The sequence below is a fragment of the Bradyrhizobium sp. RDM12 genome (assembly GCF_051917485.1).
Classification (GTDB): Bacteria; Pseudomonadota; Alphaproteobacteria; order Rhizobiales; family Xanthobacteraceae; genus Bradyrhizobium.
The window spans coordinates 2,371,776-2,398,087 of sequence record NZ_CM133064.1 but is presented as its reverse complement, the minus strand read 5'-3'; the positions used below and the strand labels follow the sequence as shown (position 1 = coordinate 2,398,087).

Below are 26,312 nucleotides of genomic sequence, written 5' to 3'. Positions count from 1 at the left end.
TAGCTGCCTCCTCGTCATTGCGAGCGTAGCGGCAATCCAGAATCCCTCAGCAGCGACAGTCTGGATTGCTTCGTCGCAAGGGCTCCTCGCAATGACGGTGGGGCTGGGAGCGTAGATAAACAACAGGGGACGGAAACCAATGTCCAAGAACGGCAAGACCGGCAGCAAGTCCGTCACCGTCAAGCAGGCAACGCTCGACCTGCTGCGCTCGTTCGGCATCAAAAAGGTCTTCGGCAATCCCGGCTCGACCGAGCTGCCGTTCCTCAGCGACTGGCCCGACGACATCGACTATGTGCTGGCGCTGCAGGAGGCCAGCGCGGTCGGCATGGCCGACGGCTATGCGCAGGCGACGCGCAACGCCGGCTTCGTCAATCTGCACTCGGCGGCCGGCGTCGGCAACGCGCTCGGCAATATCTACACCGCGCACCGCAACCAGACGCCGCTCGTGATCACCGCGGGACAGCAGGCCCGCTCGATCTTGCCGCTACAGGCGTTTCTTTACGCCGAGCGCGCCTCCGAATTTCCGCGGCCCTATGTGAAGTACAGCGTCGAGCCGGCGCGGCCCGAGGACGTGCCGGCCGCGATCGCGCGGGCCTATTACACCGCGATGCAGCCGCCCTGCGGGCCGACCTTCGTGTCGATCCCGATCGACGACTGGGCGCATGCGACGGCTCCTGTCGAAGCGCGCACGGTCAGCCGCGAGATCGGGCCCGAGCCTGAGGCGACGAAGGCGCTGGTCGCGGCGTTCTCTTCCGCAAAACACCCTGCCCTCGTCGTCGGCCCCGGCGTCGACCGCGCCGGCGCGGTGGATTTGATGGTGCGCGTCGCCGAGAAGGCCAAGGCGAGCGTCTGGGTCAGCCCGTTCTCGGCGCGCTGCTCGTTCCCCGAACCGCATCCGCAGTTCGCGGGCTTTTTGCATGCCTCGCCGGCGCAACTCTCCGACGCGCTGCGCGAGCACGATCTGATCGTCGTGGTCGGTGCCCCTGTGTTCACCTTCCATGTCGAAGGCCATGCCGCGATTTTCGATGGCGGCGCGACGATCTTCCAGATCACCGATGATCCCGATGCGGCCGCGGTGACTCCCGTCGGCACCAGCATCATCGCGACGATGAAGCCGGCGCTGAGCGCGTTGCTCGACCTCTTGCCCGAGAGCGAACGCGCCGCGCCAAGGGCCGCAAATTGCCGCCGGCGCCGCAGGCAGCCGATCCGCTGCCCGTGGAGTTTCTGCTGCACTCGCTGTCGCAGGCGATGCCGGATGGCGCGTCACTTGTCGAGGAAGTGCCCTCGCACCGGCCGGCGATGCAGAAATTCCTGCCGATGCGCGGCCAGGACAGTTTCTACACCATGGCGAGCGGCGGCCTCGGCTATTCGCTGCCCGCCGCCGTCGGGATGGCGCTGGGCAAGCCAAACAGCCGCACGGTGTGCCTGATCGGCGACGGCTCGGCGATGTATTCGATCCAGGCGCTGTGGACCGCCGCGCAGCGAAAACTGCCGCTCACCATCGTCGTCATCAACAATTCCGGCTACGGTGCGATGCGCTCGTTCAGCCAGGTGATGCAGGTGCGCAACGTGCCGGGCCTGGAGCTGCCGGGTATCGATTTCGTCCGGCTCGCCGAAGGCATGGGGTGCCATGCGGTGCGGGTCAGCAAGGCGGCGGAGCTCGGTGAGGCGCTCAAGCGCGGCATGGCGCACGAGGGCACGAGCCTCATCGAGGTCGTCGTGGATTCGGCCGTGCCGGTGCTGTACGGGCAGAAGCATTAGGCAGCTACGCCGAGAGCGTGGCGCGAGCCTTCCTTACTTCCCGAACTCGTCCCGCATCCTGGCCTGGATCTTGGCCATGCCGCCGATCCAGCGGTCGTAATTCTCGGTCTTCTTGCGCATGTAGCCGAGCACCTGGGGATGCGGCAGGATCAAAAACGTTTCCTGCTCGAGGCCGGCCAGCACGTCTTTGGCAACCTGCTCGGGCGTGAGATCGCCGTCGCCGGACTGCGGGCCCTTCGGAATCGAGCGCAGCATGTTGGTGTCGACGCCTTGCGGGCAGAGGATCGAGACCTTGATATTGTCAGCCTTGTGCGAGATCGCGAGGTTTTCGGCAAAGCCGACCGCGGCGTGCTTGGTGGTGGAATAGGCCGGGCTGCCGACCTGCGACAGCAGGCCCGCGGCCGAGATGGTGTTGAGGAAATAACCGCCGCCGCGCGTCTTCATGCGGGGAATGAGATGCCGCGCCGCATAGACATGCGCCATCACGTGGATCGCCCAGCTGCGCTGCCAGGGTTCATCGGAGGCGCCGCCGGCATTGACCGACATCGGGTCGAAGCCGCCGCCGATGCCGGCATTCGAGCAGAATAATTCGATGGGGCCGAACTGCCGCTCGGTTTCCTCGATGACGTGAGAAATGTCCTTTTCCTGCGCGACGTCGCATTTGAACGCCGCGCCGTCCACCGTGGCGGCGACGGCGCGCGCGTTCGCAGCGTCCATGTCCGCGACCACGACCTTGGCCGCACCCGCCTTGTGAAAGGCCTCGCACAGCGCCTTGCCGATGCCGTTTGCGCCGCCCGTGACGACCACGACCTTGCCGGTCACCTGCATGCGACGTCTCCTCTTGTCTTGATTGGCCTTGTCCCGCTTGGCGGGTTTGCGCTCAGTTCAGCACGAGGTCGAGCACCGCGGTATAATGGCATGCCGCGCCGGCCAAGACAAAGCCGTGCCAGATCGCGTTCTGGAAGCGCAGCCGTCGCCAGGCGTGGAAGATCACGCCGAGGCTGTAGAGAATGCCGCCCGCCAGCACGAAGCCCAGCGCCAGCGCAGGCAAGGCCTTGACCACGGGGCCGTAGAGCATCACGCCGCTCCAGCCCATCGCGAGATAGATGCCGATGGCGACACGGTCGAACCGGCCGGGATAGCGAAGCTTCAGCACGATGCCGACGATCGCGACGCACCAGACGCAGACCAGCAGCGCCAGCGCGAACACGCTGTCCTTCGCCTCCAGGATGAACGGCGTGTAGGTCGCGGCGATCAGGAGGTAGATCGCGGAGTGGTCGAACCGCCGCAGCAGCCATTTGACCGGCGAGACCGGCCAGAGATTATAGCTCGCCGACAGCACCAGCATCGCGAGCAGGCCGGCGACATAGATCGAGACGCCGACGATGTCGGTGGCATCGGCGTAGACCACTGCCAGCACCACCAGCACCGTCGCGGCAATGGTGCCGGAGAGCACGCCGACGGCATGGATGACACCGTCGGCGATCAGTTCGGCACGATCGTAATGCCAGCCGACCGCATCGGCCGCGACATGGACGGAATGGGAGGCGAGCTGTTTCAATTGGAAGACGGTCATGGCAATCCGCAAAGGCTTAAGACAATGTCTTCTTCTATGGGTGTTTCGGGGCGTGGCGTGTCGTTCAATCGGCTGATTTGCCGACAAAGACGGTGGAAGTATGAAGCTTGATTTTCCTCACGCAACTGCCACTTTTGTGAATGGCTTCACTGTTCCGCCCGCCCGGGATCAATCGCGTTCATATGGCATTCAGTTTCCAGGACATGGTCGAAGAGGCGCGCCTGTCGGCCCGGGCGCTGATCGACTATGGCGAGCACTTCTTCAATCCGACGGTGCGGCTTGGCGTCACCGGTCTGTCGCGGGCCGGTAAGACCGTGTTCATCACGGCGCTGATCAACGGGCTGACGCGCGGCGGCCGGTTTCCGGTATTCGAGGCCTATGCCTCCGGGCGGATCGCGCGGGCGCATCTGGCGCCGCAGCCGGACGATGCCGTGCCGCGTTTTTCCTATGAAAGCCATCTGCGCGCGCTGATTGAGGAGCGGCGCTGGCCGAGTTCGACCGTGGACATCAGCGAGCTGCGTCTCGTCATCGACTATCAGCGCCCGAACGGCGCCGACCGCACATTGACGCTCGACATCGTCGACTATCCCGGCGAATGGCTGCTCGACCTGCCGCTGCTGCAGAAGAGCTTTGAGCAATGGTCGGCCGAAAGCCTGGCGCTGTCGCGCGAAGCGCCGCGGGCGCATCTGGCCGCGGACTGGCACGCCCATCTCGCGACGCTCAAGCCCGAGGCGCGCGAAGACGAGCAGGCGACGCTCACCGCCGCAAAGCTCTTCACCAATTATCTGCGCGCCTGCCGCGACGAACGCTTTGCGATGAGCCTGCTGCCGCCCGGCCGCTTCCTGATGCCAGGCAGTCTCGCCGACACGCCGGCGCTGACGTTTGCGCCGCTCGAGGTGCCCGTCGGTGCGCAGGCTCCGGAGGGATCGCTGTGGGCGATGATGGTGCGCCGCTACCAAGCCTACAAGGACGTCGTGGTGCGGCCGTTCTTCAGGGACCATTTTGCACGGCTCGATCGCCAGATCGTGCTCGCCGATGCGCTCGCGGCATTCAACTCCGGACCCGAGGCACTGCACGATCTCGAAGCGGCGCTCGCCGGCATTCTCGACTGCTTCAACATCGGCCGCAGCACGATTCTTTCCAGCCTGTTTCGGCCGCGCATCGACCGCATCCTGTTCGCGGCGACGAAAGCGGATCATCTGCATCATTCCAGCCACGACCGGCTCGAGGCCGTGCTGCGCCGCGCGGTGACCCGGGCGCTCGCGCGTGCGGAAAATACCGGCGCGCAAATCGACGTGGTGGCACTCGCCGCCGTCCGTGCCACCCGGGAAGCTCAGGTCACCCGTGGCCGCGACAAATTGCCCTCGATCCTGGGAACGCCGGCCGCAGGCGAAAGCGCCGGCGGTGAGTTCTTTAACGGCAACACGGAAGTCGCGACCTTTCCGGGCGATCTGCCGCTCGATCCCGAGCCACTGTTCAACGGCACCGATGCGTTCCGCGGATTGTCGACGGAAGCCGCCGAGACAAGCGACTTCCGCTTCCTGCGCTTCCGTCCGCCAAAGCTCGAACGCGAAGGTACGGAAGAGCCCGCGCTACCCCACATCCGTCTCGACCGTGCCTTGCAGTTCCTGATCGGAGACAAGCTCGCATGAACGACCGATCCCCGCCGCGGCGGCCGGCGACGTTCCGGCTCGACGATCCCGGCGTCGTCGTGACCGAAGCCGACGAGACGAGCCGCATCAGTCGCGCAACCATCCAGATCACGCCTGAGCCGGATCCGGCGACATTGCCGGTGCCGATCGAAACGGCGCGCACCGCCCGGCGCGGATTTCCCTGGGGCGCACTGTTCTGGTCCGGCGTCGCCGGGTTGACGCTGCTCGGCACCGGGCTTGGCGTCGTCCGTCTGATCGAGGATCTGTTCGCGCGCAGCGAGAGCCTCGGCTTCGTTGGCCTCGCGCTCGCCTTCCTCACCACGCTTGCGCTCGCGGTGGTGATCGGGCGCGAGGCGTTTGGCCTCGCACGGCTTGCGACGATCGAAAAGCTGCATCGGCGTGCCGCCGAGGTCCTCGCCAGCGACGATCGCAAGGAGAGCCGTGCCATCGTGCAGGAACTGATCGCGATTGCACACCAGAACCCGCGGCTTGCCCGCGCCCGGGCCGCGCTCGAAAGCCATTCCGGCGAGATCATCGACGGCGCCGACATGATCCGGCTGGCCGAGCGCGAGTTGATGTCGCCGCTGGATGCGGAGGCGCGGCGGCTGGTGTCGTCGGCGGCGCAGCGGGTATCGATTGTCACCGCCGTGTCGCCGCGCGCGCTGTTCGACGTGCTCTTCGTGTTCGTGGCCTCGCTGCGCCTGATCCGCCAGCTCGCCCGGCTCTATGGTGGCCGGCCCGGCGCGCTCGGCATGATCCGCCTGCTCCGCCACGTCATCGCCCATCTCGCCATCACCGGCGGTCTCGCCGCGAGCGACAGCCTGGTGCAGCAGATGCTCGGGCACGGGATTGCAGCAAAACTATCGCAGCGGCTCGGTGAAGGCATGCTCAACGGGCTGCTGACGGCGCGGCTCGGATTGGCTGCGATCGACGTTACAAGACCGCTACCGTTCGCAGCCCTGCCGCCGCCAAAGCTGTCGGATCTCGCGACGGATTTATTGCGAAGAAAAGAGGACGAGGCGTAGCTCGCAGAGCCAGGACGCGCCACTGGAACAGCGGCGCGTCCTTTGGCGGAGACAGCTCCGGGGTCCATCCGGAGAGCTTGTCGATCGTGTAGGTATCGATCAGGACACCGCGCCAGCGGCGTTCGACCTGCCCCATCGGCTCGCGCCTCGCGGGGATCGCCTGCCAGAGAGGCGAGTGATCATCGGGCTGGCGGCCGATGTAGATCCCCGCCTGCCCCCGTATCCGGTCCATGCCGGGATCGCGAAAATCCTGAAAGCGGCCGCGCTCGTTGATTTCGACCACGGGAACGCGGCCCCGGAACAGCCAGCGCATCATGGCATAGGTGCGGTAATCCGTGGTCGCGATCCAGGTCGCGCCGGTTTCGTCGAGCGCGGCCTGCGCGCGCGCGGCGACCTGCTCGTAGCCGGATTCGGCGCCGATCGGATCCATCTTGCCGAGGAAATTCCAGGGCGCGGCGACGTAATAGAGGAAGACGATCACGACGAAGGCGATCCCGGAAACCAGAGCCGCCTTCGCCCAAAATATGCTCGACCGGATCATTCGCGCCGACCAGCCTTCTCTGGGCATCAGAGCGAGGTTCACCGCGGTGGCGGCCAAGCCTGCCGGCCACATGAACATCGGCCAAGTGTCGCCGACCCTGAGCGTCAGCGACTTGAAGAAGAAATAGACGAACGGCACCAGCACCGCCGTCGACAACAGGATCGCAACCGGTTCACGCCTGCGATAGCCGCGCCACGCCGTCATCGCGAGGCCGAACAGCACGACAGGCAAGACGACAAAACCGACGAGGCCGAATTGCAGGCCGACAAAATCGCCGACGGTACGGAGCGAAATGCCGTAATTGGCGGTGGCGCGCACGCCCTGGAAACGGAACGAGGCCCAGTCGTGCTGCGCGTTCCAGATCAGCACCGGCGAGAATAATGCGACCGCGATCAGCGCCGCGAGCCAGGGATAGGGGCTGCGCAGCCAGCGCCAGCGCCAATCCGGCACCAGCAGAAACGCGGCGACCGCAGGCGCGAACATGATCGCGGTGAATTTCGACAGCAGCGACAGGCCGGCGAACAGGCCGGTCGCGAGCCACCAGCGTCCATCCCCGCTCTGCGCCAGCCGCACCAGCGACCACATCATCGCCACCGCGAACGGAATCATGGCGACGTCAGGGGCGACCTTGGCCATCAGTAGCCCGTAATAGAGCGCGGCCTCCGGCATCAGCACCGCGACCACGATCGCGCGCACATCATGGGTGAGGCGGCGCACGATGTCGGCGAGCAGGCACTGCGTCACCAGCATCGCAACGATCCCGCCGAAGCGGACCCCGAGCACGGTGTCGCCGAAGATCGCGGTGCCGAAGCGGATCAGCCAGGCGATGCCGGGCGGATGATCGAGAAAGCTCAGCGCCGCCTCCTTCGACCAGGTCCAGTAATAGGCCTCGTCGGTGCGCAGCTCGATCGCGGAGGCATAGACGATGCGCAGCACCGTCATCGCGGCGATCACCAGCGCGGCCATGACGAGCGGCCGGCGCGACGCGCCGTTGGGCTTCACGGTGATGTCGGGAGCGATCGTCACGGCCGCGCTTTTCCCCGACTTGGGAGGGGGAGTCAATGTGGGGGTGTTACGGCCTGTGTCGGCCGTCCCGGACAGACTCGCAGGGTGGGCAAAGCGAAGCGTGCCCACCACCCCACGATACGTCAGGATGGTGGGCACGGCGCAAAGCGCCTTTGCCCACCCTACGATACTTACCATTACGTCACTTGCCGCGCATGTGATCGAAGAGACCGTTCGCCTGCGGAATTTAACTCTCCGCTGGCCGTTCTCGTCAGTGAACTGGTACAACCGAATCATGGCCACGACCGCTCTTTCACGATTGCTCGAACTCATCCGCTCGACCAGCGCGCGGCAGGTGCGGCTGGTCTGCGGCGTGATCCTGTTCGCTTACGTGGTCAGCCATTTCCTCAACCATGCGCTCGGCAACATCTCCGTCGATGCCATGCAGATCGGGGTTTATTACCACACGTCGTTCTGGCAGTTCCTGCCCGTCGCAATCGTGTTCTACGGCGCAGCCCTCACCCATATGGGCCTCGGCGTCTATGCGACGTACCAGCGCCGCCAGTTCCGTTGGCGGACGATCGAGCCGCTGCAGCTGGTGCTGGGGCTGAGCATCCCGGCGCTGGTGATGGCGCATGTGATCGGCGTGCGGCTCGGCCAGACACTCTACGGCCACGAGAAGCTGTATCCGCAGGAGCTCTATCTGTTCTTCGTCGCGGCGCCCGGCCGGCTCTGGACGATGACGATCCTGCTCATCGTCGCCTGGGTACACGGCTGCATCGGCATCTATTTCTGGCTCCGGCTCAAGCCGTTCTTCATCCGCGCGGCACCGTATTTGCTGGCGGCAGCCGTGCTGACCCCGACGCTGGCGCTGCTCGGTATTTACCAGGGTGGCCGCAGCATCGCCGCCGAGAGCGAGGACGGCGAGTGGCGCACGCATAATTTCACGCAGCGCCAGGTCGGAACGGTCGCCGAGGCCGATACGCTCGATCGCATCACGGGTGGACTGACGATGGGTTACATCGGCCTGCTCGGACTGGTGCTGCTCGGGCGCGGTGTGCGCGGCTGGCGTGAGCGGCGCGGCGGCATGATCGCGTTGTCCTACGGCAACGGCAAGACCGTGCGCGTGCCCAAGGGCCTCTCCGTGCTCGAGGCCAGCCTGCGCCACAACGTGCCACATGCCAGCATCTGCGGCGGCCGCGCCCGCTGCTCGACCTGCCGCATCCGCATTATTGGCGACCACGGCACCTTGCCCGAGCCGTCGCAGCGCGAGGCCTTCGTGCTGGCCCGCGTCGGCACCGCCGATCCCTCGATCCGGCTTGCCTGCCAGCTGCGGCCGAACTCCGACCTCTCCTTCTTCCAACTGTTCATGCCGCACATGCTGTCGGCCAGCGCGCACGCGTCCTCGCCTTCGCGAATCGGGCAGGAGCGCTATCTCGTCAGCCTGTTCGTGGACATGCGCGGCTCGACGCAGCTCGCCGAGAAGCGGCTGCCGTTCGACACCGTCTTCATCGTCAATCGCTTCCTCGGCGCCGTGTCGCAGGCCGTGATCGAGAACGGCGGCCAGCCGAACCAGTTCGTCGGCGACGGCATGCTGGCGCTGTTCGGCCTCAGCAGCGATCCGCAGACCGCCTGCCGGCAGGCGCTGAAGGCGGTGGCCGCAATCGCGACCCATGTGGACGAGCTCAACGAGCTCCTGAGCCACGATCTGCGCCAGCCGATTCGCTTCGGCATCGGTGTTCACGGCGGCGAGGTCATCATCGGCGATATCGGCTATCGCGATCACATCGTCTTCACCGCGCTGGGCGACGCCGTGAACGTCGCCGCCCGCCTCCAGGACATGACCAAGACGCTGGCCTGCGAGGCGATCGTCTCCGAGGAGGTCCGGCGCACCGCCGGCGTTCCCGACGATGCGCTGCCGAAGCAGGAGGTCGCGATTCGCGGCCGCGACGAGCCGATGCTGGTGCGCGTCGTCACCAACACCAGGACATTGTCGGCTCTCATCGCCGGCGGCGAGCGCGTCGCGGCCTGAGATTCCACCGCGCGGGAGTTGCGCTCCCTCTTCCGCTTGCGGGAGAGGTGCCCCACCAACACCGCCTTGCTGCAGCGCAACGGCATGGGCTTGCTGCGAAAGCACGAATTGACTTCGCCCTGGTCGTTGCGACAGATGAGTGCGTGTTCGCGGTGATGACCGCGAACCAACGAAAAGCTCCGGGAGGAGACGACATGTTCGACCGACGCGACCTGCTCAAAGGAGCGGGCCTTGCCGCTATCACGGCCACACTGAATTCCACCAGAGCGCTGGCACGCGACACCGTTACGCTGCCCTTCGCCAATGGCGAACGGCCGCTGGTGAAATATCCGCAGAAGCGGCCGATGATCGGTCTCACCAGCCGGCCGCCGCAGCTCGAGACTCCATTTGCGGTGTTCAACGACGGTCCGATCACGCCAAACAACGCGTTCTTCGTGCGCTATCATCTCGCCGACCTCCCCTACAATCTCGATCCCGACACGTTCACGCTCGAGGTCAAGGGCAAGGTCGACAAGCCGCTGAAGCTGTCGCTGAAGGACATCAGGAAGATGAAGGCGACCGAGATCGTCGCCGTCAACCAATGCTCCGGCAACAGCCGCGGCCTCGTAGAGCCGCGTGTCGCCGGCGGCCAGCTCGGCAATGGCGCGATGGGCAATGCGCGCTGGCGCGGCGTGCCGCTGAAGGCGGTACTGGAGATGGCGGGCGTGCAGGCCGGCGCCAAGCAGGTGGTTTTCGGCGGCATGGATGGCCCGGTGAGCGACAAGACGCCCGACTTCGCCAAGGCGCTCGACCTCGCTCACGCCAGCGACGGCGAGGTGATGCTGGCCTATGGCATGAATGGCGACGATTTGCCGTTCCTCAACGGCTTCCCGCTGCGCCTGGTCGTGCCAGGTTATTACGGCACCTACTGGGTCAAGCACCTCAACGAGATCACCGTCATCGACACCGTCTATGACGGCTTCTGGATGAAGTCGGCCTATCGCATCCCGGACACGCCGAATAATTCGATCGAGCCCGGCACCGCGCCGAAGGCTACGATCCCGATCAACCGCTTCACCATCCGCTCCTTCATCACCAACGTGACTGACGGCGCCAGGCTGAAGGCCGGACGCACGACGCTGCGCGGCATCGCCTTCGACGGCGGCAAGGGCATCAAGGACGTCTCTGTCTCCACCGATGGAGGCAAGACCTGGACCAGCGCCAGGCTCGGCAAGGACCTCGGCAACTACTCATTCCGCGAATGGAAGCTGCCGGTGAAGCTTGCGGCGGGCCAGGTCGAGCTCAGGGTGCGCGCAACCAGCAATTCCGGCGAGACGCAGCCAGAGACGCCGCGCTGGAACCCGGCGGGCTATTTGCGCAACGTCGTAGAAACCGTCCGCGTCAGCGTAGCCTGAGGAGAATGATCATGCAGCGCACCGTTCTCCTCGCCATCACACTTACCGTCGCCACTGCTGTGGGTTCGGCCCTCGCAGCGCCGGTCAACTACAAGACGCCGGACGAGGTTGCAGCCTTCAAGCCCGGCCCCAATCTCGAGGTGGTTCAGGGCAATTGCGCCGCCTGCCACTCGTCCGACTACATCGCCACGCAGCCGCCGATGAAGGACAAGAAAGGGTTTTGGCAGGCCGAGGTGACCAAGATGATCAAGGTGTACGGCGCACCGATCGACGACGCCGACGTCGGCAAGATCGTCGACTATCTGGCCGCGACCTATTGACGGAGGCCGCGATGCGTCCGGACGAATTGACCGCGAAACGGGCAAAATCGGCAAAAGCGCCGCGAAGTTGAGCGAATTTCCGCGAAATGCCGATATGGTTTGATCTACCAAGGCCGCCACATTCCGCGTATCCTGTTAGGACCGAACCGGCCGGTTGGCGGGGACTGGCGGTTCGCGATCTCGGAGGAAGACCCGCGGAGAAGACGTGATGGCTAAAGGTACGGTCAAGTGGTTCAATCCGACGAAGGGTTATGGATTTATCCAGCCTGCGTCGGGCGGCAAGGATGTGTTCGTGCATATCTCGGCAGTGCAGAAAGCCGGTCTGTCGTCCCTCAACGAGGGCCAGACGGTTGAGTATGAAGAGATCGCAAACCGGGGCAAGACGTCCGCAGAGAACCTCAAAGTATAAGCCCGCCGGCCTTTGCTGCCTCCCGGATCTGTCCGGGAGTCGGGCCAAGAAAATTTTAGAAGACGATCAGTGCATTCGACGACAGGCGTTGCGATTGCGCGCGGAAACTATTTGCCCGTAGAGATCGCCGATCAACGCCGCAGCAGTGACAATCGCGACCGCATTTCATCAGCCAACCGGCAACGGTGCGTCGCGCTTGATCTCCTCCATCACCGCATAGGTGCGCGTCTCGCGCACCCCGGCATCGACAGCAAGCTCTCGCCGAGGAAGCGCCGATACGCGGTCATGTCGGCCAGCCGCGCCTTCACCAGATAATCGAAGCCTCCGGCGACCATGTGACACTCCAGCACCTCGGGCGCGAGTTTCACCGCGCGCGCAAAGCGCTCGAAATTGTCCGGCGTGGTCTTGTCGAGCAGCACCTCGACGAACACCAGCAATCCGAGGCCGAGCCGGTGCGGATTGAGCCGCGCCCCATAGCCCTCGACGAAGCCCTCGCGCTGCAGGCGCTTCAACCGCTCGCCGATCGAGGTCGGCGACAGCCCGATGCGCTCGGCCAGCTCGACATTGGCGATTCGCCCATCCTCCTGCAAGATCGCGAGGATCTTCCGGTCGATCCGATCGAGTTCCATACTTTATGAGGCCAGTTTGCCAGTACTCTTCATTTTCTAAGGTAAAATGGCCTATCTTGTCCATCGAACTACGGTCATGCGGGCCTTATCCTGAATGTGAGCCACAGGACACGCCATGCCGAATATCCCGCCGCCCTTCACCGCCCCTTACGCGCCCGACGATGCCGACATCGCTGCGCGCCTGCTGGCGTCTGCCCATCTAGGCCCGCCGCAGGAGGCGCGGATCGACCGCACTGCGACCCGGCTGATCGAGGCGATCCGCAAGCGCGACGACCGGCTCGGCGGGGTCGAGGACATGCTCCGCGAGTTCGCGCTCTCGACCAAGGAAGGCCTCGCGCTGATGGTGCTGGCGGAAGCGCTGCTGCGCGTGCCCGACGCGCGCACCGCCGACCAGTTCATCGAGGACAAGCTCGGCGAGGGCGATTTCATCCATCACGAGACCAAGTCCACGGCGTTCCTGGTCAACGCCTCGGCCTGGGCGCTCGGCCTGTCGGCGCGCGTGATCCAGCCCGGCGAGACGCCCGACGGCACGATCGGCCGGCTGGTGAAACGGCTGGGCGCGCCGGCCGTGCGCACCGCCACGCGTCAGGCGATGCGGCTGATGGGCAATCATTTCGTGCTGGGCGAGACCATCGATCAGGCGCTGGAACCGGGTAAGCCGCGCTCCGGCCAAAAGCCGCGCTACTCCTTCGACATGCTCGGCGAAGGCGCGCGGACGGCTGCGGATGCGAAGCGCTATTTCGAGGCCTATGCGAGCGCGATCGAAACCATCGGCAAGACGGCGGGCGACCGTCCCCTGCCCGACCGGCCCGGCATCTCGGTGAAACTCTCGGCGCTGCATCCGCGCTTCGAGGCGATCAGCCGCGCGCGCGTGATGGCCGAGCTGGTGCCGCAACTGCTGGATCTGGCGCGGCGCGCCAAGGCGTACGACCTCAACTTCACCGTCGATGCCGAGGAAGCCGACCGGCTCGAGCTGTCGCTCGACGTCATCACGGCAACGCTCGCCGATCCCTCGCTCAAGGGCTGGGACGGGTTCGGGCTTGCGATCCAGGCTTATCAAAAGCGCGCCAGCGCGGTGATCGACTACATCCACGAGCTTGCGCGGGCGCACGAGTGCAAGCTGATGGTACGCCTGGTCAAGGGCGCCTATTGGGACACCGAGATCAAGCGCGCGCAGGAGCGCGGGCTCGATGGCTATCCGGTGTTCACCCGCAAGGCGATGACGGATCTGAACTACGTCGCCTGCGCGTCAAAGCTTTTGAGTCTGCGGCCGCGCATCTTCCCGCAATTTGCGACCCACAACGCGCTCAGTGTCGCAACCGTGCTGGAGCTGGCCGGTGACAGCGGCGGCTTCGAATTCCAGCGCCTGCACGGCATGGGCGAAGCGCTCTACGAGCAACTCGCCAAGGATCATCCCGATATCGCCTACCGCACCTATGCGCCGGTCGGCAGCCATCGCGACCTGCTCGCCTATCTGGTGCGGCGGCTGCTCGAGAACGGCGCCAACTCCTCCTTCGTGGCGCAGGCGGCCGACTACCGCGTCCCCGTCCAAGCGCTGCTGAAGCGTCCGGCCGATCTCATCGTGCGGCCTGACCACGCGCATCATGCCAAAATCCCGTTGCCGGGTGATCTCTTTGCGCCGGAACGGCATAATTCGGGCGGCATCGAGTTCGGCGAGCGCGCGGCGCTCGACCGGTTGCTGACCGACGTCAAGGCCGCAACGACCGACCTCAAGCCGGTCACGGACGCAACGCCCGAGCAGGCGGCCGCAGCGATGGCTGCGGCCCGCGCGGGCTTCGTGACCTGGAGCCGGACGCCGGCCTCGGCACGCGCGGCGGCGCTGGAGCAGGCCGCGCATCTGCTGGAGAGCCGCAGCGCGCATTTCATCGCGGCTCTTCAGCGCGAAGGCGGCAAGACGCTCGACGACGCGCTCTCCGAGCTGCGCGAGGCCGCCGATTTCTGCCGCTATTATGCGGCGCAGGGCCGAAAACTGTTCGGCAGCGAGGTCGCGATGCCGGGCCCGACCGGCGAGAGCAATTCGCTCGCCATGCGGGGCCGCGGCGTGTTCGTGGCGATCTCGCCGTGGAATTTTCCGCTGGCGATCTTCGTCGGCCAGGTCACGGCGGCACTGATGGCCGGCAACAGCGTCGTTGCAAAGCCCGCCGAGCAGACGCCGCGCATCGCGCGTGCGGCTGTCGCGCTGCTGCACGAGGCCGGCGTCCCGAAAAGCGCGCTGCATCTCGCCACCGGCGACGGCCGCATCGGCGCGGCGCTAACTGCGCATCCTGATATTGCAGGCGTCGTTTTCACCGGCTCGACCGAGGTTGCGCGTCACATCAACCGGACGCTTGCCGCCAAAGACGGACCCATCGTGCCGCTGATCGCGGAGACCGGCGGCATCAACGCCATGATCGCGGATGCGACGGCGCTGCCCGAGCAGGTCGCCGACGACGTCGTCACCTCGGCGTTCCGCTCGGCCGGACAGCGCTGCTCGGCGCTGCGGCTCTTGTTCGTGCAGGAGGACGTCGCCGACCGCATGATCGAGATGATCGCGGGCGCGGCGCGCGAGTTGAAGATCGGCGATCCCGCCGACGTCGCGACCCATGTCGGCCCGGTCATCGACGACGAGGCCAAGCAGCGGCTCAAGGCGCACATCGCGCGGATGAAGACCGAGGCGCGGCTGCACTATGCAGGTACCGCGCCGGAGGGCTGCTTCGTCGCGCCGCATATCTTCGAACTCAAGGACGCCGGCCAGCTCACCGAGGAGGTGTTCGGCCCCATCCTGCATGTGGTGCGCTACCGCGCCGACACCCTCGAACACGTGCTGCAAGCGATCGCGCGCACCGGCTACGGCCTGACGCTCGGCGTCCACTCCCGCATCGACGACACGGTCGAGGCCATCATCGACCGTGTCCAGGTCGGCAACATCTACATCAACCGCAACATGATCGGCGCCGTGGTCGGTGTGCAGCCGTTCGGCGGCAACGGCCTGTCCGGAACCGGCCCCAAGGCCGGCGGCCCGCATTATCTCGCGCGCTTTGCCACGGAGCAGACTGTCACCATCAACACCGCCGCCGCCGGCGGCAATGCCGCGCTGCTTGCGGGCGAGGAGTGAGGCCTTGCGCCCGGCGCCGTTGCATCCCGGCAAAACATCGGTCTAATGGCTCCCATGACGTGCCCGCGCCAATTCCAGCCAGCGGGAAACAACAAGAGCGAGGGAGCAACGCCGCGATGGAAAAAGGCATTTTTGCAGGTCTCAAGGTTCTGGACTGCGCGAGCTTCATCGCGGCGCCCGCGGCTGCGACCGTGCTGTCCGATTTCGGCGCCGACGTCATCAAGATCGAGCCGCCCGGTGCCGGCGACCCCTACCGCAATCTGCCCAACCTGCCCGGCTATCCCACCGGCGAGCACAATTTCGCCTGGCTGCTGGAGGCTCGCAACAAGAAGAGCCTCGCGCTCGACCTTTCCAAGCCCGAAGCCCAGGCGGTGCTCTACAAGCTGGTCGCGGAGGCCGACGTCTTCATCACCAACATGCCGCCGCCGGTGCGGATCAAGCTCGGCATCACCTATGACCACCTCGTCCATCTCAACGACAGGCTGATCTACGCCTCCTTCACCGGATATGGCGAGAAGGGCGAGGAAGCCAACAAGCCCGGCTTCGACAGCAACGCTTATTGGGCGCGCTCCGGCCTGATGGACCTCGTCCGCGCCGACATCGACACGACGCCGGCACGCTCGGTCGCCGGCATGGGCGACCATCCCTGCGCCATGGCGCTGTACAGCGCGATCGTCACTGCGCTCTATCAGCGCGAGAAGACCGGCAAGGGCTCGCATGTCGCCTCCAACCTGATGGCCAACGGAGTGTGGGCCGCAAGCGTGCTGGCGCAGGCCAAGCTCTGCGGCGCCAAGTTCGGCGAGCGGCGCCCGCGCGAGCGCGCGCTCAACGCGGTCGCCAACCACTATCAATGCAAGGACGGCCGCTGGCTGATCCTGTCGCTGCTCAACGAGGAGAAGCAATGGCCGACGCTGGCCAAATGCCTCGGACGCGAGGACCTGATCGCCGATCCCCGCTTCGCCACCAAGCCCGACCGTCACGCCCGCTCGATCGAGCTGATCAAGATTTTTGACGAGACGTTTGCCACCAGGGACCTCGCCGAATGGCGCAAGATCCTCGACGGCAACGGGCTGGTGTTCGGCATCGTCGGCATTCTCGACGATATCCCGAACGACAAGCAGATGCTCGATAACGAGGTGCTGGTGCCGTTCGAGAACGACACCATGCTCACCATTGCCAGCCCGATCTGGATCGACGGCACCAAGAAGGTGCAGCCGCGCAAGCCGCCCGGCGTCGGCGAGCACAGTGACGAGATTTTGCGTGGCGCGGGATACGACGAAGCGGCGATCAGCCAGCTGCGGGCGAAGGGGGCTGTGGGGTAGGGAGCGTCCTAACGCTCCCGTGAGCGCAGCGAAGCAATCCAGAATCCCACCGCGGATGCATTGCTGGATTGCTTCGCTGCGCTCGCAAGGACGGCGCCGGACGATCTCGCTATAACTCACGGCAACATCGCGCCGCGTGAGGTCTCATGCCCAGCTATCGCCTGCACTACTTCCCCGAATCCGGCAACAGCTACAAGCTGGCGCTGATGCTCGCGCTTTGCGGCGAGACGTTCGAGCCGGTCTGGACCGACTTTGGCGGCGGCGTCACACGCACGGCGGAGTGGCGCAAGGCCGTCAACGAGATGGGCGAGATTCCCGTGCTCGAGGTCGACGGCGTGAAGATGACGCAGACCGCGCCGCTGCTGCTCAAGCTTGCCGAGCAATATGGCCGTTTCGGCGCCGAGACAGAGGACGAAAAGTTCGAGCTGCTGCGCTGGCTGTTCTGGGACAACCACAAGCTCACCGGCTACATGGCGACCTATCGCTTCATGCGCGCCTTCACCGAGAACAACGATCCGCAGGTGTTGAAGCACTTTCGCCGCCGGCTGGAGGACTTCCTCGGCATTCTCGACGGACATCTCCAGCACAATACTTTTGCGATCGGCACCAGGCCGACCGTGGCCGATATCTCGATGATGGCCTATCTGCATTATCCGAGCGACGAGCACGGTTTCGATTTCGCGGCGAGCCATCCCGCCATCCACGCCTGGCTCGGCCGCATGGCCGCGCTGCCGGGCTGGAAGCCCGCCTATGAGCTGCTTCCGGGAAAGCGGATGACGAACTACGCGAAGTAAGGCCCGCGGCTATCGCAGCGCCAGCCAGCCGAGCGTGAACAGGATGCCGCCGATGATGACGACCACCGCGACAGCCCAGGTGCTGACGCGGATGCTACCGGTGACCTGTTTGGCTTCCTCATTGCGCGCGATCTCGCGATTGCGCTCCTTGTTGGCGTCGCTGGTGTCCGTCATGGATCATCCCGATCGGTTTAGCGCGTCTTGATGAAGCACATGCCAATGCGGCTCGAGGCCGCGGCGGCCTGACAGGTGAGACCTTTAGCACAGGTCCATGACGTAAAACTCTTATCCGGCGTTCCCGATCCCTGGTTTTGCAGAGAACAATGGGCGCCCCAGCCGTCCTGATATTCGGTGCCGGCGAGCTCCCGGCTGCCCCGGGTCTGCGGCCGGCCGGCAAATCCGCGTGAGAAATCAGGGCGTTTGCCAGCGGCAAAAGCGGTCAGGATGTCGCGGCGGCGGAGCTGATCGCCGACAAAATGCGGCGAGGCCGGCACGATGGTGGAGTTCGACGGCTTGTCCGTAAACCAGTCCACGCCCGGGAAATGGAAGCCGCCGATGCCGCGGGTCTGATGACAGCCCGAGCAGGTAACGTCGTTGAGCCGGCGCTGGAAGCCCGCGACCGAGCGGATGTTCTCCATGGTGATGCCGCGTGCCGCAGCCTGCTTCAACGCGCCGACGACGTCGTTGTCGGTGAACACGGGATCGCTCTTGCCCTCGCCTCCTTCTTCCCCTTGCATCAAGCCGAACTCCGGCTGCAGCGCCGAGGCGTCGAGGCCCGCAGGTGTCGGCACCACGGCGGCCTTGGCGAGAAATTTCTCGGGGACCAGCACGGTGCCGCGATCGAACTCGCGAAGATTTGCAGGCGCAAGCAGCCAGGCCTTGAAGTCGCGCCGGAGCGCATCATCGGCCAGGATGCGATCTCGGTCGATCTGGTTCTCCAGCGTCGATTCCTCGAACGTCCTGGTCGCGGCATCGTATTTGAACACCTTGAGCAGATAGTCGGAGCGGAAATCGTGCAGCGCCGATTTCGGTGCGATCGAGATCTGGATGTTGGTCTCGATGCGATCGATCATCGCGTCATCGGGAACAGTGCGGCTGCCGATCAGCCCTTGCCAATCGCCATGGTCCAGCCAGCGCCGCGCGACCTCGGCGCAGGTGACGGGCCTGCCGCTGCCATCCGTCTGACGTGCATCGCGCGCCTTCATCACCAGATTGAACGTCATCGGCAAGCGTGTCGCGGTGGTGCTGCCGTCCGGCCTGGCCTCGAACCGCGCCAGCCGATAGATCAGCCGTATCTCGCCGCATTGCTCTTCCGAGACATAGGCGCGGTCCATGCGGTTGACGATGCCGGCCAGCACGAAGCGCGTGTCGGGGGATTTCAGCGCGGCACGATCGAACAGCTGGACGTCGAAGCCTTCGCCGACGCCAATGGTCTCGGTTGGCGAGGTCGCCTTGTGCTGTGCGATGTAGTAATCGAACTCCGCATCGATCGCCGGCGGAATCGCCTTCAGCTGCGGCAGCGAGGCGAACAGCAGATCGCTGGTCAGCGGAACATGCGCGTTTCGCTCAGGCTGCAGCAGGCGGGAAATCGACAGGGCATCGCTCTGATCGAGCTTGCGGAGGAGATCGGGATCGATGATCGCGGTGCCGCGCGCAAGCGGCGTGGTCTCCGCCGCCGAGAGCGGCATGATGCCGCCTAACAACAGAATGGCAGCCAGAAAAATTCGCAGCGCGCGGCTCATGCCTCCAGTAACACCGCGCGTGACAGCCTATTCAAGTAAAAAGGCGCTTCACGCGGTGGTGAAGCGCCTCTTTGAAAAGTCGAATATCGGCCGCTTAGCGCGCGACGATCAGGCCCTTGGCGGTGACGACCACCCATCGGCCATCCTGGCGGCGGATCGCATCGACGCGGCCGAGCCCGGGGATGGGATCGCCGGCATAGACCTCGTACAGCCCACCCCGGCCCTCGATCAGCGCGCCGCCATTGGCGACGTCGCGGAGCCTCCAGCCGTCAATCGTCGGCAGGCGGCCGACCTCGGTCTTCGGTGCGGCGGGCGCCGGAGCCGGGACAGCGGCGGCGGTCGCGACCTGGGCCGGAGCCGGCGCGATCGAGCCTGTGGTCTCCTTCACCGGCGCGGCGGCTGCGGCCTGCGCGGGAGCGGCGGGCGGCGTGGTGCGGAGCTTGTCGACGGTCTCGGACAGCTTTGCGATCTTGGCCATCGGCTCGGCCTGCGCCTTCTCGAGCTTGTCGAGACGGTCGTTGGCCCGGTTGAATTGGCTGAGGCCCGTCTTGGAGATGTGCTCGACATTGGCCTTGAGCGCGACGAGGTCGGCATCGATCCGCGAGACCGACGCGTCCAGCGCACTGGTATCGGCCAGTTGTGCCGGCGCGGGGCTGGCGAAATGCATCATGCCGGCGGTCGCGAGCGCACCACTGACGGCGCCGACGCAGGCCGCGATCGCCACCACCGCGGCCATCGCCGACAGGCGGCGCTTGTTGCCGGCGTCGCGCACCTCGTCCGCCTTCACGTGCGGAGCAACTCTTCGCGGTCCCAGGACCGCTCAGAGGGCGCCATCACGATGAGCTTGCCGGGTTTGGGCTCGGGCTTGATTTCAGCCTTGACGTCAGCCGTAGCACCCGCCTTGGCTTCGAATTTCGGGACCTCGATCCGTGAAGCCTCGATCCTTGGCGGCTCGTCCGCTTTGGGCGGCGTCTCGTGGTCGGGGGCGATCGAGGGGGCCTCGATGCCGGCGGCAGCGTCGAGGGCCTGCGGCGCAGCGGCGTCGGCGGCGCCGGTCCGGTCACGCGTCTCTCGTCCGGCCAGTTCGGGCATTGGTTCGCTCACGGCTCAAATACTCCAGTCCAGGTTGACTTTTTGGTAACTTTCATTGCTTGCGAATTCCTTACCCCGGGACCCGCTTACCGAAATTTTAGGAACTCCTCCGAGGCCGAATTGGGTCGGGAACGTGGAACCGGCGTGGCCGCGTGCAACAATTTGTCAGCCGATACTGACCGGCGGCAAGGCGCTCCGGCTTAGCCGAAGGGGTTGTTTGCCCGTCACTGTTCCCCGGCTAACATGGGCCGTCCCGTCAGCCAGAAGGCGTTTGGGGGTGCCATGACGATCGAGAAATGCATCAACGCGTTTGCCGTCGATGAGGTGATCTTCGAGGAAGGCTCGACCGGTCGTGAACTGTTCGTCGTGCTCGACGGCGAGGTCGAGATCGTCAAGCTCGACGGCGCGCGCAAGACCAGCATTGTCAAGCTCGGCAAGGGCGAGTTCTTCGGCGAGATGGCGGTGATCGACGGCTCGGCCCGCTCCGCAACGGCGATCGCATCGGCGCCGAACACGAAAGTGATGCGCATCAACCACGCCCGCTTCGTCTATCTCGTCAGCCAGCAGCCGGCGTTCGCGCTGATGGTGATGGACGCGCTTTCGAAACGCCTGCGCGCGTCCAACGCCGTGGTCTACCGGGCAGCGCAATCATGAGCGATCGCAAGCCTACATCATTCCCGATCCTGATGAAGAACGATGTCTGCTCCCTGATCCAGGCGGCCGACGACGTCTACCAGATCCGCTTCGCCAACCGCGCCGCCAATGCCTATCTGGTGCGCGGCTCGGCGCGCACCATCCTGATCGACGTCGGTCTGTCCTCGAACTATCCGGCGATGGTCGAATGCCTGAATTTCGCCGGCTGCCCACCGGAGAAGATCGACATGGTGGTGCTGAGCCACGAGCATCTCGACCATATCGGCGCCGCCTGGCACTTCAACGAACGCCGCACCTTGGTCGTCGCCCATCGGCTCGCCGCCAACAAGATCATGCTGCGCGACGACTTTTCCATGCTCCGCAAGATGTTCAACGAGCCGAATGTGCCAATCAATATCGACATCTGGCTCGAGGAAGGCAATCTGATCGACCTCGGCAATTTCCGCCTCAACGTGATGTACACGCCGGGCCATACCTCAGCCTGCATCACGCTGTTCGACCAGGACAAGGGCCTGTTGTTCGCCGCAGACACCCTGATGCCGGGCGGCGTGATGGGCGGCGTATTCGGCTCCGGCAGCATCTCCGACTACATCCAGTCGCTGGAACGCATCAAGGGGCTGGATACGAAACTCCTGCTGTCAGGGCACGGACGGCTGTCGGACACGCCGCAGGACGACGTGCGCATTGCCATTGCGCGATCGCACGGCCTGCTGGAGGACACCGCGCAATTGTTCGACGCGCTGGACGCACGCTCGAACTTCGAGCCGATCATGCAGTCGGTGCGGGATCTGAACAAGCTGGATGATTGATCCGTCATTGCGAGGGGCGAAGCGACGAAGCAATCCAGAGTCTCTCCGCGGTGACAGTCTGGATTGCTTCGCTGCGCTCGCAATGACGGAGTGAGCGGACAGACTTGGGGCTACATCACCATCGGTTTGTCCGGCAGCTCGTTCGGATGCGGGCCGCCCGGCGGGTAATGCTTGGCGAACTCCCGCGACACCGCCGCGATACCATCGATCACGCCGCGTTCGAACTGGCCGGCCCTGAACTCCACCTCCATCGCGCGGCAGATGCTTTCCCACCCTGCCGCGCCCACCTTCGCGTCGATGCCACGGTCGGCGATGATCTCGACGTCGCGGTCGGCGAGCGCAGCAGGTAGAGCAGCACGCCGTTATTGTTCGCGGTGTCCCAGATCCGCAAATGCGAGAACACGTCGAGCGCGCGCTCGCGAGCATGCTGATTGCGAAACAGCGGACGGCCGTCGAGCGCGCCTTCGACGACAAAGCGGACCTGACCGGAATGCGTCGCTTCGCTTTGCTTGATGGCCTGCTCGATGCGGTCGAGCAGGCTTTGCGGAAACACCTGCCTCGCACGCCAATGGTGCTGGACGAGATGCCTGACGATGCGCCCGATACTCATGACTACCAGCTCCCCGAGGCGCCGCCGCCACCGAAGCTGCCGCCGCCTCCGCTGAAGCCGCCGCTGTCACTGGACGATGATCCGCTGCTCCAGCTGCCTCCCGACGAAGAACCGCTCGACCACGAACCGCCGCGCGACGACCCGGTCGATGCCGGAAACAGATCAGCGATGAAGGATAGCACGAAACCGATGATCCCGGCGAGCAAGGCAATCCCAGCCGATCCGATGATAAGCAACGCCAGGATGGCGATCACGCTGCCCGTGGCGACCGAACCCAGCAACCGCCCCAGCAGCGCGCGCAGGAAGCCGCCGACAATGAGCGAGGCAAACAGGACGACCGGGGCGAGCGGCCCGATCTCGTCCAGATTGGCGAAATTCACGGTGCGCGAGGGAACCGGCAGTGGCTCGCCGTCGACGACGCGCATCATCCGCTCGACGCCGGCCGAGATGCCGCCGGCGAAATCACCGTCCCTGAATTTTGGCGTGATCACCTCGTCGATGATCCGCCGCGAGGTGACGTCGGTGAGCGCGCCTTCGAGGCCGTAGCCGACCTCGATGCGCAGATGCCGGTCGTTCTTGGCAACGACCAGGATCGCGCCGTCATCGACCTTCTTGCGGCCGATCTTCCAGGCCTCCGCAACGCGGATCGAGAACTGCTCGATCGTCTCCGGGTCCGTGGTTGGCACGATCAGCACTGCGATCTGGCTGCCCTTCCGCGTTTCGAAATCGCTGAGCTTTTGCGACAGGGCGGCAATGTCACTGCTCGACAACGTGCCCGTCCGGTCGACCACGCGGCCGGTGAGCTGCGGCACGGCGACATCGGCTGAGGCGGGGAACGCCCAGCCAAGGACGAGCGCGAGCACGACTACCGCTCGCCACAGCGTAACCGTCATCGCCCGGCTTGACCGGGCGACCCAGTACCCCAGAGACGCCGGCGAGATGCGGAGAGGCCGCGGCGTACCGGATTCCCCGTCTTCGCGGGGAATGACAGTGGTGGGTGGGGCGAAGCGCATTCGCAAAATGACGCGCGCTTACTTCGACGGCGCGGGGGTCGGATTGAAATCGACCTTCGGCACGGTCGAGATTTCTTTCTCGTTCTCGACCGAGAAATTCGGCTTCTCCTTGTAGCCGAACATCATCGCGGTGAGGTTGTTCGGGAATGATCGGACGGTGACGTTATAGTCCTGCACCGATTTGATGTAGCGGTTGCGCGCGACCGTGATGCGGTTTTCGGTGCCCTCGAGCTGCGACATCAGATCCTTGAACAGGGCGTCCGACTTGAGCTGCGGATAATTTTCCGTGACCACAAGGAGCCGTGACAATGCGCTGGAGAGCTCGCCTTGCGCGGCCTGGAATTTCTGGAAAGCGGATGGATCGTTCAACACCTCCGGCGTCGCCTGGATGCTGCCGACCTTGGCGCGGGCATTGGTGACGCCGAGCAGCACGTCCTTCTCCTGCTGCGCAAAGCCCTTCACCGAGTTGACGAGATTGGGCACGAGGTCGGCGCGGCGCTGATACTGGTTCACCACCTCGGACCAGTTGGCCTTGATCTGCTCGTCCTCGCTCTGGATCGCGTTGTAGCCGCAATTGGTGAGGCTGAGCGAGGCCAGCGCTGCCAGTACGGTCAGGATCTTGCGCATCAAAATTTCTCCCGGTGGAATCGGGTGCAAACTACCAGATTGAGCGCGCGCCGCGCCAGCTATCCCGCACGGACGGCGCGAAAAGCAGCCGGCTGACGCAAGCCTCTTGCCTATCATCGGCCGACATAGTCAACTCGAAGCAAACAAGACGAAAAATACAGGGGAGCGCGCCATGTCCTCATTCGAGACCATCCTCGTGGAGCGGCCGGAGCCGGCGATTGCCCGGATCGTGATGAACCGGCCCGACGCACGCAACGCGCAGAACCTGCAAATGACCTACGACCTCAACGCCGCCTTCGACGCGGCGGTCCAGGACGACGCGGTCAAGGTGATCATCCTTGCGGGCAACGGGCCGCATTTCTCGTCGGGACACGATCTGCGCCCCGGCGCCAAGAATGCCGCAGGCGTCGATTTTCCGCCGATTGGAAATTGGGGCGGCTTTGCCGAGCCCAATGCGCACGGCCGCTTCGCGCGCGAGCAGGAAATCTATCTCCAGATCACGCGGCGCTGGCGCAACCTCGCCAAGCCCGTGATCGCCGAAGTACACGGCAAGTGCATCGCCGGCGGGTTGATGCTGGCCTGGGCCTGCGATCTGATCGTTGCGAGCGACGACGCGGAGTTCTGCGACCCCGTCGTCACGATGGGCGTGTGCGGCGTCGAATGGTTCGTGCATCCCTGGGAGCTGGGCCCGCGCAAGGCCAAGGAATTTCTGTTCACGGCGGACAGCTGGAGCGCCGAGGAGGCGCACCGGCTCGGCATGGTGAGCCAGGTCGTGCCGCGCGCGGAGTTGACAGCCCGGGTGCTGGAGCTGGCGCGCAGGATCGCATCAAAACCGTCCTTTGCACTCAAGCTGACCAAGGAGGCCGTGAACCGCTCCGTCGACGTAATGGGCCAGCCCGCCGCGATCGACCAGGCTTTTGCGCTGCATCAGCTCTGTCACGCCCACAATCTTCAGGAGTTCGGCATGGTGGTCGATCCGTCCGGACTGCATCCCTCCGTGCGCAAGCCGGCGGCCGCGGAGTAAGGATATGGATCTCAATCTCAGCGACGAGCAACGGCTGCTGCGGGAGAGCGCGGAGCGCTTCGTGGCCGAGAGCTACGATGCCGACCACCGTCGCAAGACGGCCAACGATCCGCACGGCTACAGCCCGGCGGTGTGGAAGCAGTTCGCTGGACTCGGCTGGCTGGCGCTGCCGATTCCGGAGGAGTTTGACGGGCTCGGCGGCAGCCCGATCGAGATCGGCATTTTGATGGAAGCGTTTGGCCGTGGGCTCGTGTCGGAGCCGTACATTGCAACGATCGTGCTCGGGGCTGCACTGATCGAGAAGTGCGGCAGCGAGGCGCAGAAGCAGGCCAGCCTGCCCAAGATCGCGGACGGATCGTTGAAACTTGCGTTTGCGCATTCCGAGCGCGCCGCGCGGTTCGATCTTGCCAGGGTCGCGACCACCGCAAACAAGACGGCACAAGGCTGGCGCCTCACCGGCAGCAAGATCGCCGTGCTCGACGGCCACGCCGCCGATAAAATCATCGTCTCCGCGCGAGTGCATGATCATCAGGGACCATCGGGGCGGATCGGCCTGTTTCTGGTGCCGGCAATGACGCCGGGCCTTTCGATCTCCGACTATCCGCGCCTCGGCGGCGGACGCGCCTGCAACATCGAACTCTCCGACGTGCAGCTGACGGAGGATACGCTGCTCGGCGACGGCAAGGACGCGCTGCCGGCGATTGAATGGGCCGTCGATCGCGCCATGGCCGCGCTCGGGGCGGAAGCTGTCGGCATCATGCAGACGCTGCTCGACACCACGCTTGAGTACACCAAGATCAGAAAACAGTTCGGCCGTCCGCTGTCCGCCAACCAGGTGATCCGCCATCGCCTCGCCGACATGGCGATCCAGGTCGACGAAGCCCGTTCGATGGCGCTGCGCGCCGCGCTAAAGGCCGATGATCCGCCGGTCGCGCGCGCCCGCGCCGCTTCAGCTGCGAAGGCGAAGATCGGCAAATGCGCCCGCTTCGTCGGCGAGCAATCGATCCAGCTTCACGGCGGCATGGGCGTCACCGAGGAACTCGAGGTCGGCGCCTATTTCAAGCGGCTCGTCGCCTTCGACACCCTGTTCGGCGGCAGCGCGCATCACTATAGCCGCCACGCCCAGCTTGGCCGCACCACCCAATCCGCCTGACACGAGGAGCGCA

Annotated in this window: 20 protein-coding genes and 4 pseudogenes; 14 read left to right on the top strand and 10 right to left on the bottom strand. The window is 65.2% G+C overall.

Annotated elements, in window-relative coordinates; translation table 11 throughout:
- Positions 1–139 precede the first annotated feature (139 nt).
- Positions 140–1,761, top strand: a pseudogene (gene mdlC, locus ACTGJ9_RS11500) (benzoylformate decarboxylase).
- 33 nt (positions 1,762–1,794) lie between these two features.
- Here the strand turns inward: mdlC and ACTGJ9_RS11495 are convergent.
- Together ACTGJ9_RS11495 and trhA are read right to left on the bottom strand one after the other, a co-directional pair.
- Positions 1,795–2,589, bottom strand: coding sequence for an SDR family oxidoreductase (locus tag ACTGJ9_RS11495; protein WP_456677153.1), 795 nt, complete (start codon positions 2,587–2,589; stop codon positions 1,795–1,797).
- Between the two features lie 52 nt (positions 2,590–2,641).
- Entirely contained in the window at positions 2,642–3,337 is a 696-nt protein-coding gene (gene trhA / locus ACTGJ9_RS11490; protein WP_456677152.1) for a PAQR family membrane homeostasis protein TrhA, read from the bottom strand.
- A 182-nt stretch (positions 3,338–3,519) separates the two neighbouring features.
- On the opposite strand from trhA, the gene ACTGJ9_RS11485 reads away from it, so the two are divergent.
- On the top strand, positions 3,520–4,989 hold the full coding sequence (locus ACTGJ9_RS11485) for a YcjX family protein (protein ID WP_456677151.1): 1,470 nt from the start codon (positions 3,520–3,522) through the stop codon (positions 4,987–4,989).
- Positions 4,986–6,014, top strand: a complete 1,029-nt coding sequence (locus ACTGJ9_RS11480; protein WP_456677150.1) for a YcjF family protein — start codon at positions 4,986–4,988, stop codon at positions 6,012–6,014. The genes ACTGJ9_RS11485 and ACTGJ9_RS11480 overlap by 4 nt, the downstream gene beginning before the upstream one ends.
- On the opposite strand, the gene ACTGJ9_RS11475 is transcribed toward ACTGJ9_RS11480, so the two are convergent.
- A complete protein-coding gene (locus tag ACTGJ9_RS11475; RefSeq protein ID WP_456678500.1) occupies positions 5,923–7,521 on the bottom strand; it encodes a glycosyltransferase family 39 protein in 1,599 nt (532 codons plus the stop codon). The two genes, ACTGJ9_RS11480 and ACTGJ9_RS11475, sit on opposite strands and share 92 nt — an antisense overlap.
- Before the next feature lie 334 nt (positions 7,522–7,855).
- Here ACTGJ9_RS11475 and ACTGJ9_RS11470 point away from each other — a divergent pair, with 334 nt between their 5' ends.
- The 4 genes from ACTGJ9_RS11470 (at position 7,856) to ACTGJ9_RS11455 (ending at position 11,715) form a co-directional block, all read left to right on the top strand.
- A complete protein-coding gene (locus ACTGJ9_RS11470; RefSeq protein WP_456677149.1) occupies positions 7,856–9,592 on the top strand; it encodes an adenylate/guanylate cyclase domain-containing protein in 1,737 nt (578 codons plus the stop codon).
- A 194-nt stretch (positions 9,593–9,786) separates the two neighbouring features.
- On the top strand, positions 9,787–10,986 hold the full coding sequence (gene sorA / locus ACTGJ9_RS11465) for a SorA family sulfite dehydrogenase catalytic subunit (RefSeq protein ID WP_456677148.1): 1,200 nt from the start codon (positions 9,787–9,789) through the stop codon (positions 10,984–10,986).
- Positions 10,987–10,997: 11 nt separating this feature from the next.
- A complete protein-coding gene (sorB, locus tag ACTGJ9_RS11460; protein WP_456677147.1) occupies positions 10,998–11,306 on the top strand; it encodes a SorB family sulfite dehydrogenase c-type cytochrome subunit in 309 nt (102 codons plus the stop codon).
- Between the two features lie 208 nt (positions 11,307–11,514).
- Positions 11,515–11,715 (top strand): cold-shock protein, encoded by a 201-nt coding sequence (locus ACTGJ9_RS11455; RefSeq protein ID WP_008134691.1) that lies wholly within the window; start codon positions 11,515–11,517, stop codon positions 11,713–11,715.
- A 168-nt stretch (positions 11,716–11,883) separates the two neighbouring features.
- Here ACTGJ9_RS11455 and ACTGJ9_RS11450 read toward each other — a convergent pair.
- Positions 11,884–12,344, bottom strand: a pseudogene (locus ACTGJ9_RS11450) (Lrp/AsnC ligand binding domain-containing protein).
- Between the two features lie 115 nt (positions 12,345–12,459).
- Between ACTGJ9_RS11450 and putA the strand changes: the two are divergent.
- The 3 genes from putA to ACTGJ9_RS11435 all read left to right on the top strand — a co-directional run bounded on the left by putA (position 12,460) and on the right by ACTGJ9_RS11435 (position 17,575).
- Positions 12,460–15,459: a bifunctional proline dehydrogenase/L-glutamate gamma-semialdehyde dehydrogenase PutA gene (gene putA, locus ACTGJ9_RS11445; RefSeq protein ID WP_456677146.1), complete on the top strand. Its 3,000-nt coding sequence runs from the start codon at positions 12,460–12,462 to the stop codon at positions 15,457–15,459.
- Positions 15,460–15,575: 116 nt separating this feature from the next.
- A complete protein-coding gene (locus tag ACTGJ9_RS11440; protein ID WP_456677145.1) occupies positions 15,576–16,781 on the top strand; it encodes a CaiB/BaiF CoA transferase family protein in 1,206 nt (401 codons plus the stop codon).
- Between the two features lie 146 nt (positions 16,782–16,927).
- Positions 16,928–17,575, top strand: a complete 648-nt coding sequence (locus ACTGJ9_RS11435; protein ID WP_456677144.1) for a glutathione S-transferase family protein — start codon at positions 16,928–16,930, stop codon at positions 17,573–17,575.
- Between the two features lie 9 nt (positions 17,576–17,584).
- Here the strand turns inward: ACTGJ9_RS11435 and ACTGJ9_RS11430 are convergent, their stop codons facing one another.
- From ACTGJ9_RS11430 to ACTGJ9_RS11420, 3 genes and pseudogenes are all read right to left on the bottom strand, one after another.
- Positions 17,585–17,749: a hypothetical protein gene (locus tag ACTGJ9_RS11430; RefSeq protein WP_177243364.1), complete on the bottom strand. Its 165-nt coding sequence runs from the start codon at positions 17,747–17,749 to the stop codon at positions 17,585–17,587.
- A 17-nt stretch (positions 17,750–17,766) separates the two neighbouring features.
- Entirely contained in the window at positions 17,767–19,317 is a 1,551-nt protein-coding gene (locus ACTGJ9_RS11425) for a hypothetical protein (RefSeq protein WP_456677143.1), read from the bottom strand.
- A 94-nt stretch (positions 19,318–19,411) separates the two neighbouring features.
- Positions 19,412–20,409 (bottom strand): annotated as a pseudogene (locus tag ACTGJ9_RS11420) (hypothetical protein).
- Positions 20,410–20,691: 282 nt separating this feature from the next.
- Between ACTGJ9_RS11420 and ACTGJ9_RS11415 the strand changes: the two are divergent.
- Both ACTGJ9_RS11415 and ACTGJ9_RS11410 read left to right on the top strand, forming a co-directional pair.
- Complete coding sequence (locus ACTGJ9_RS11415; RefSeq protein ID WP_456677142.1) at positions 20,692–21,063, top strand: Crp/Fnr family transcriptional regulator; 372 nt, start codon at positions 20,692–20,694, stop codon at positions 21,061–21,063.
- Positions 21,060–21,872, top strand: coding sequence for an MBL fold metallo-hydrolase (locus ACTGJ9_RS11410; protein ID WP_456677141.1), 813 nt, complete (start codon positions 21,060–21,062; stop codon positions 21,870–21,872). Before ACTGJ9_RS11415 ends, ACTGJ9_RS11410 begins: the two co-directional genes overlap by 4 nt.
- Before the next feature lie 110 nt (positions 21,873–21,982).
- On the opposite strand, the pseudogene ACTGJ9_RS11405 reads toward ACTGJ9_RS11410, so the two are convergent.
- The 3 genes and pseudogenes from ACTGJ9_RS11405 to ACTGJ9_RS11395 all read right to left on the bottom strand — a co-directional run bounded on the left by ACTGJ9_RS11405 (position 21,983) and on the right by ACTGJ9_RS11395 (position 24,122).
- Positions 21,983–22,482, bottom strand: a pseudogene (locus ACTGJ9_RS11405) (TPM domain-containing protein).
- A 2-nt stretch (positions 22,483–22,484) separates the two neighbouring features.
- The gene (locus tag ACTGJ9_RS11400) at positions 22,485–23,375 is read right to left on the bottom strand and encodes a TPM domain-containing protein (RefSeq protein ID WP_456677140.1); all 891 of its coding nucleotides are present in this window, start codon (positions 23,373–23,375) and stop codon (positions 22,485–22,487) included.
- A 138-nt stretch (positions 23,376–23,513) separates the two neighbouring features.
- On the bottom strand, positions 23,514–24,122 hold the full coding sequence (locus ACTGJ9_RS11395; RefSeq protein WP_456677139.1) for a LemA family protein: 609 nt from the start codon (positions 24,120–24,122) through the stop codon (positions 23,514–23,516).
- 172 nt (positions 24,123–24,294) lie between these two features.
- Here ACTGJ9_RS11395 and ACTGJ9_RS11390 point away from each other — a divergent pair, with 172 nt between their 5' ends.
- Together ACTGJ9_RS11390 and ACTGJ9_RS11385 are read left to right on the top strand one after the other, a co-directional pair.
- Entirely contained in the window at positions 24,295–25,146 is an 852-nt protein-coding gene (locus ACTGJ9_RS11390) for an enoyl-CoA hydratase (protein WP_456677138.1), read from the top strand.
- A gap of 4 nt (positions 25,147–25,150) precedes the next feature.
- Positions 25,151–26,299 carry an acyl-CoA dehydrogenase family protein gene (locus ACTGJ9_RS11385; RefSeq protein WP_456677137.1) on the top strand — a complete coding sequence of 383 codons (1,149 nt, stop codon included), beginning with the start codon at positions 25,151–25,153 and terminating at the stop codon, positions 26,297–26,299.
- Positions 26,300–26,312: the final 13 nt, after the last annotated feature.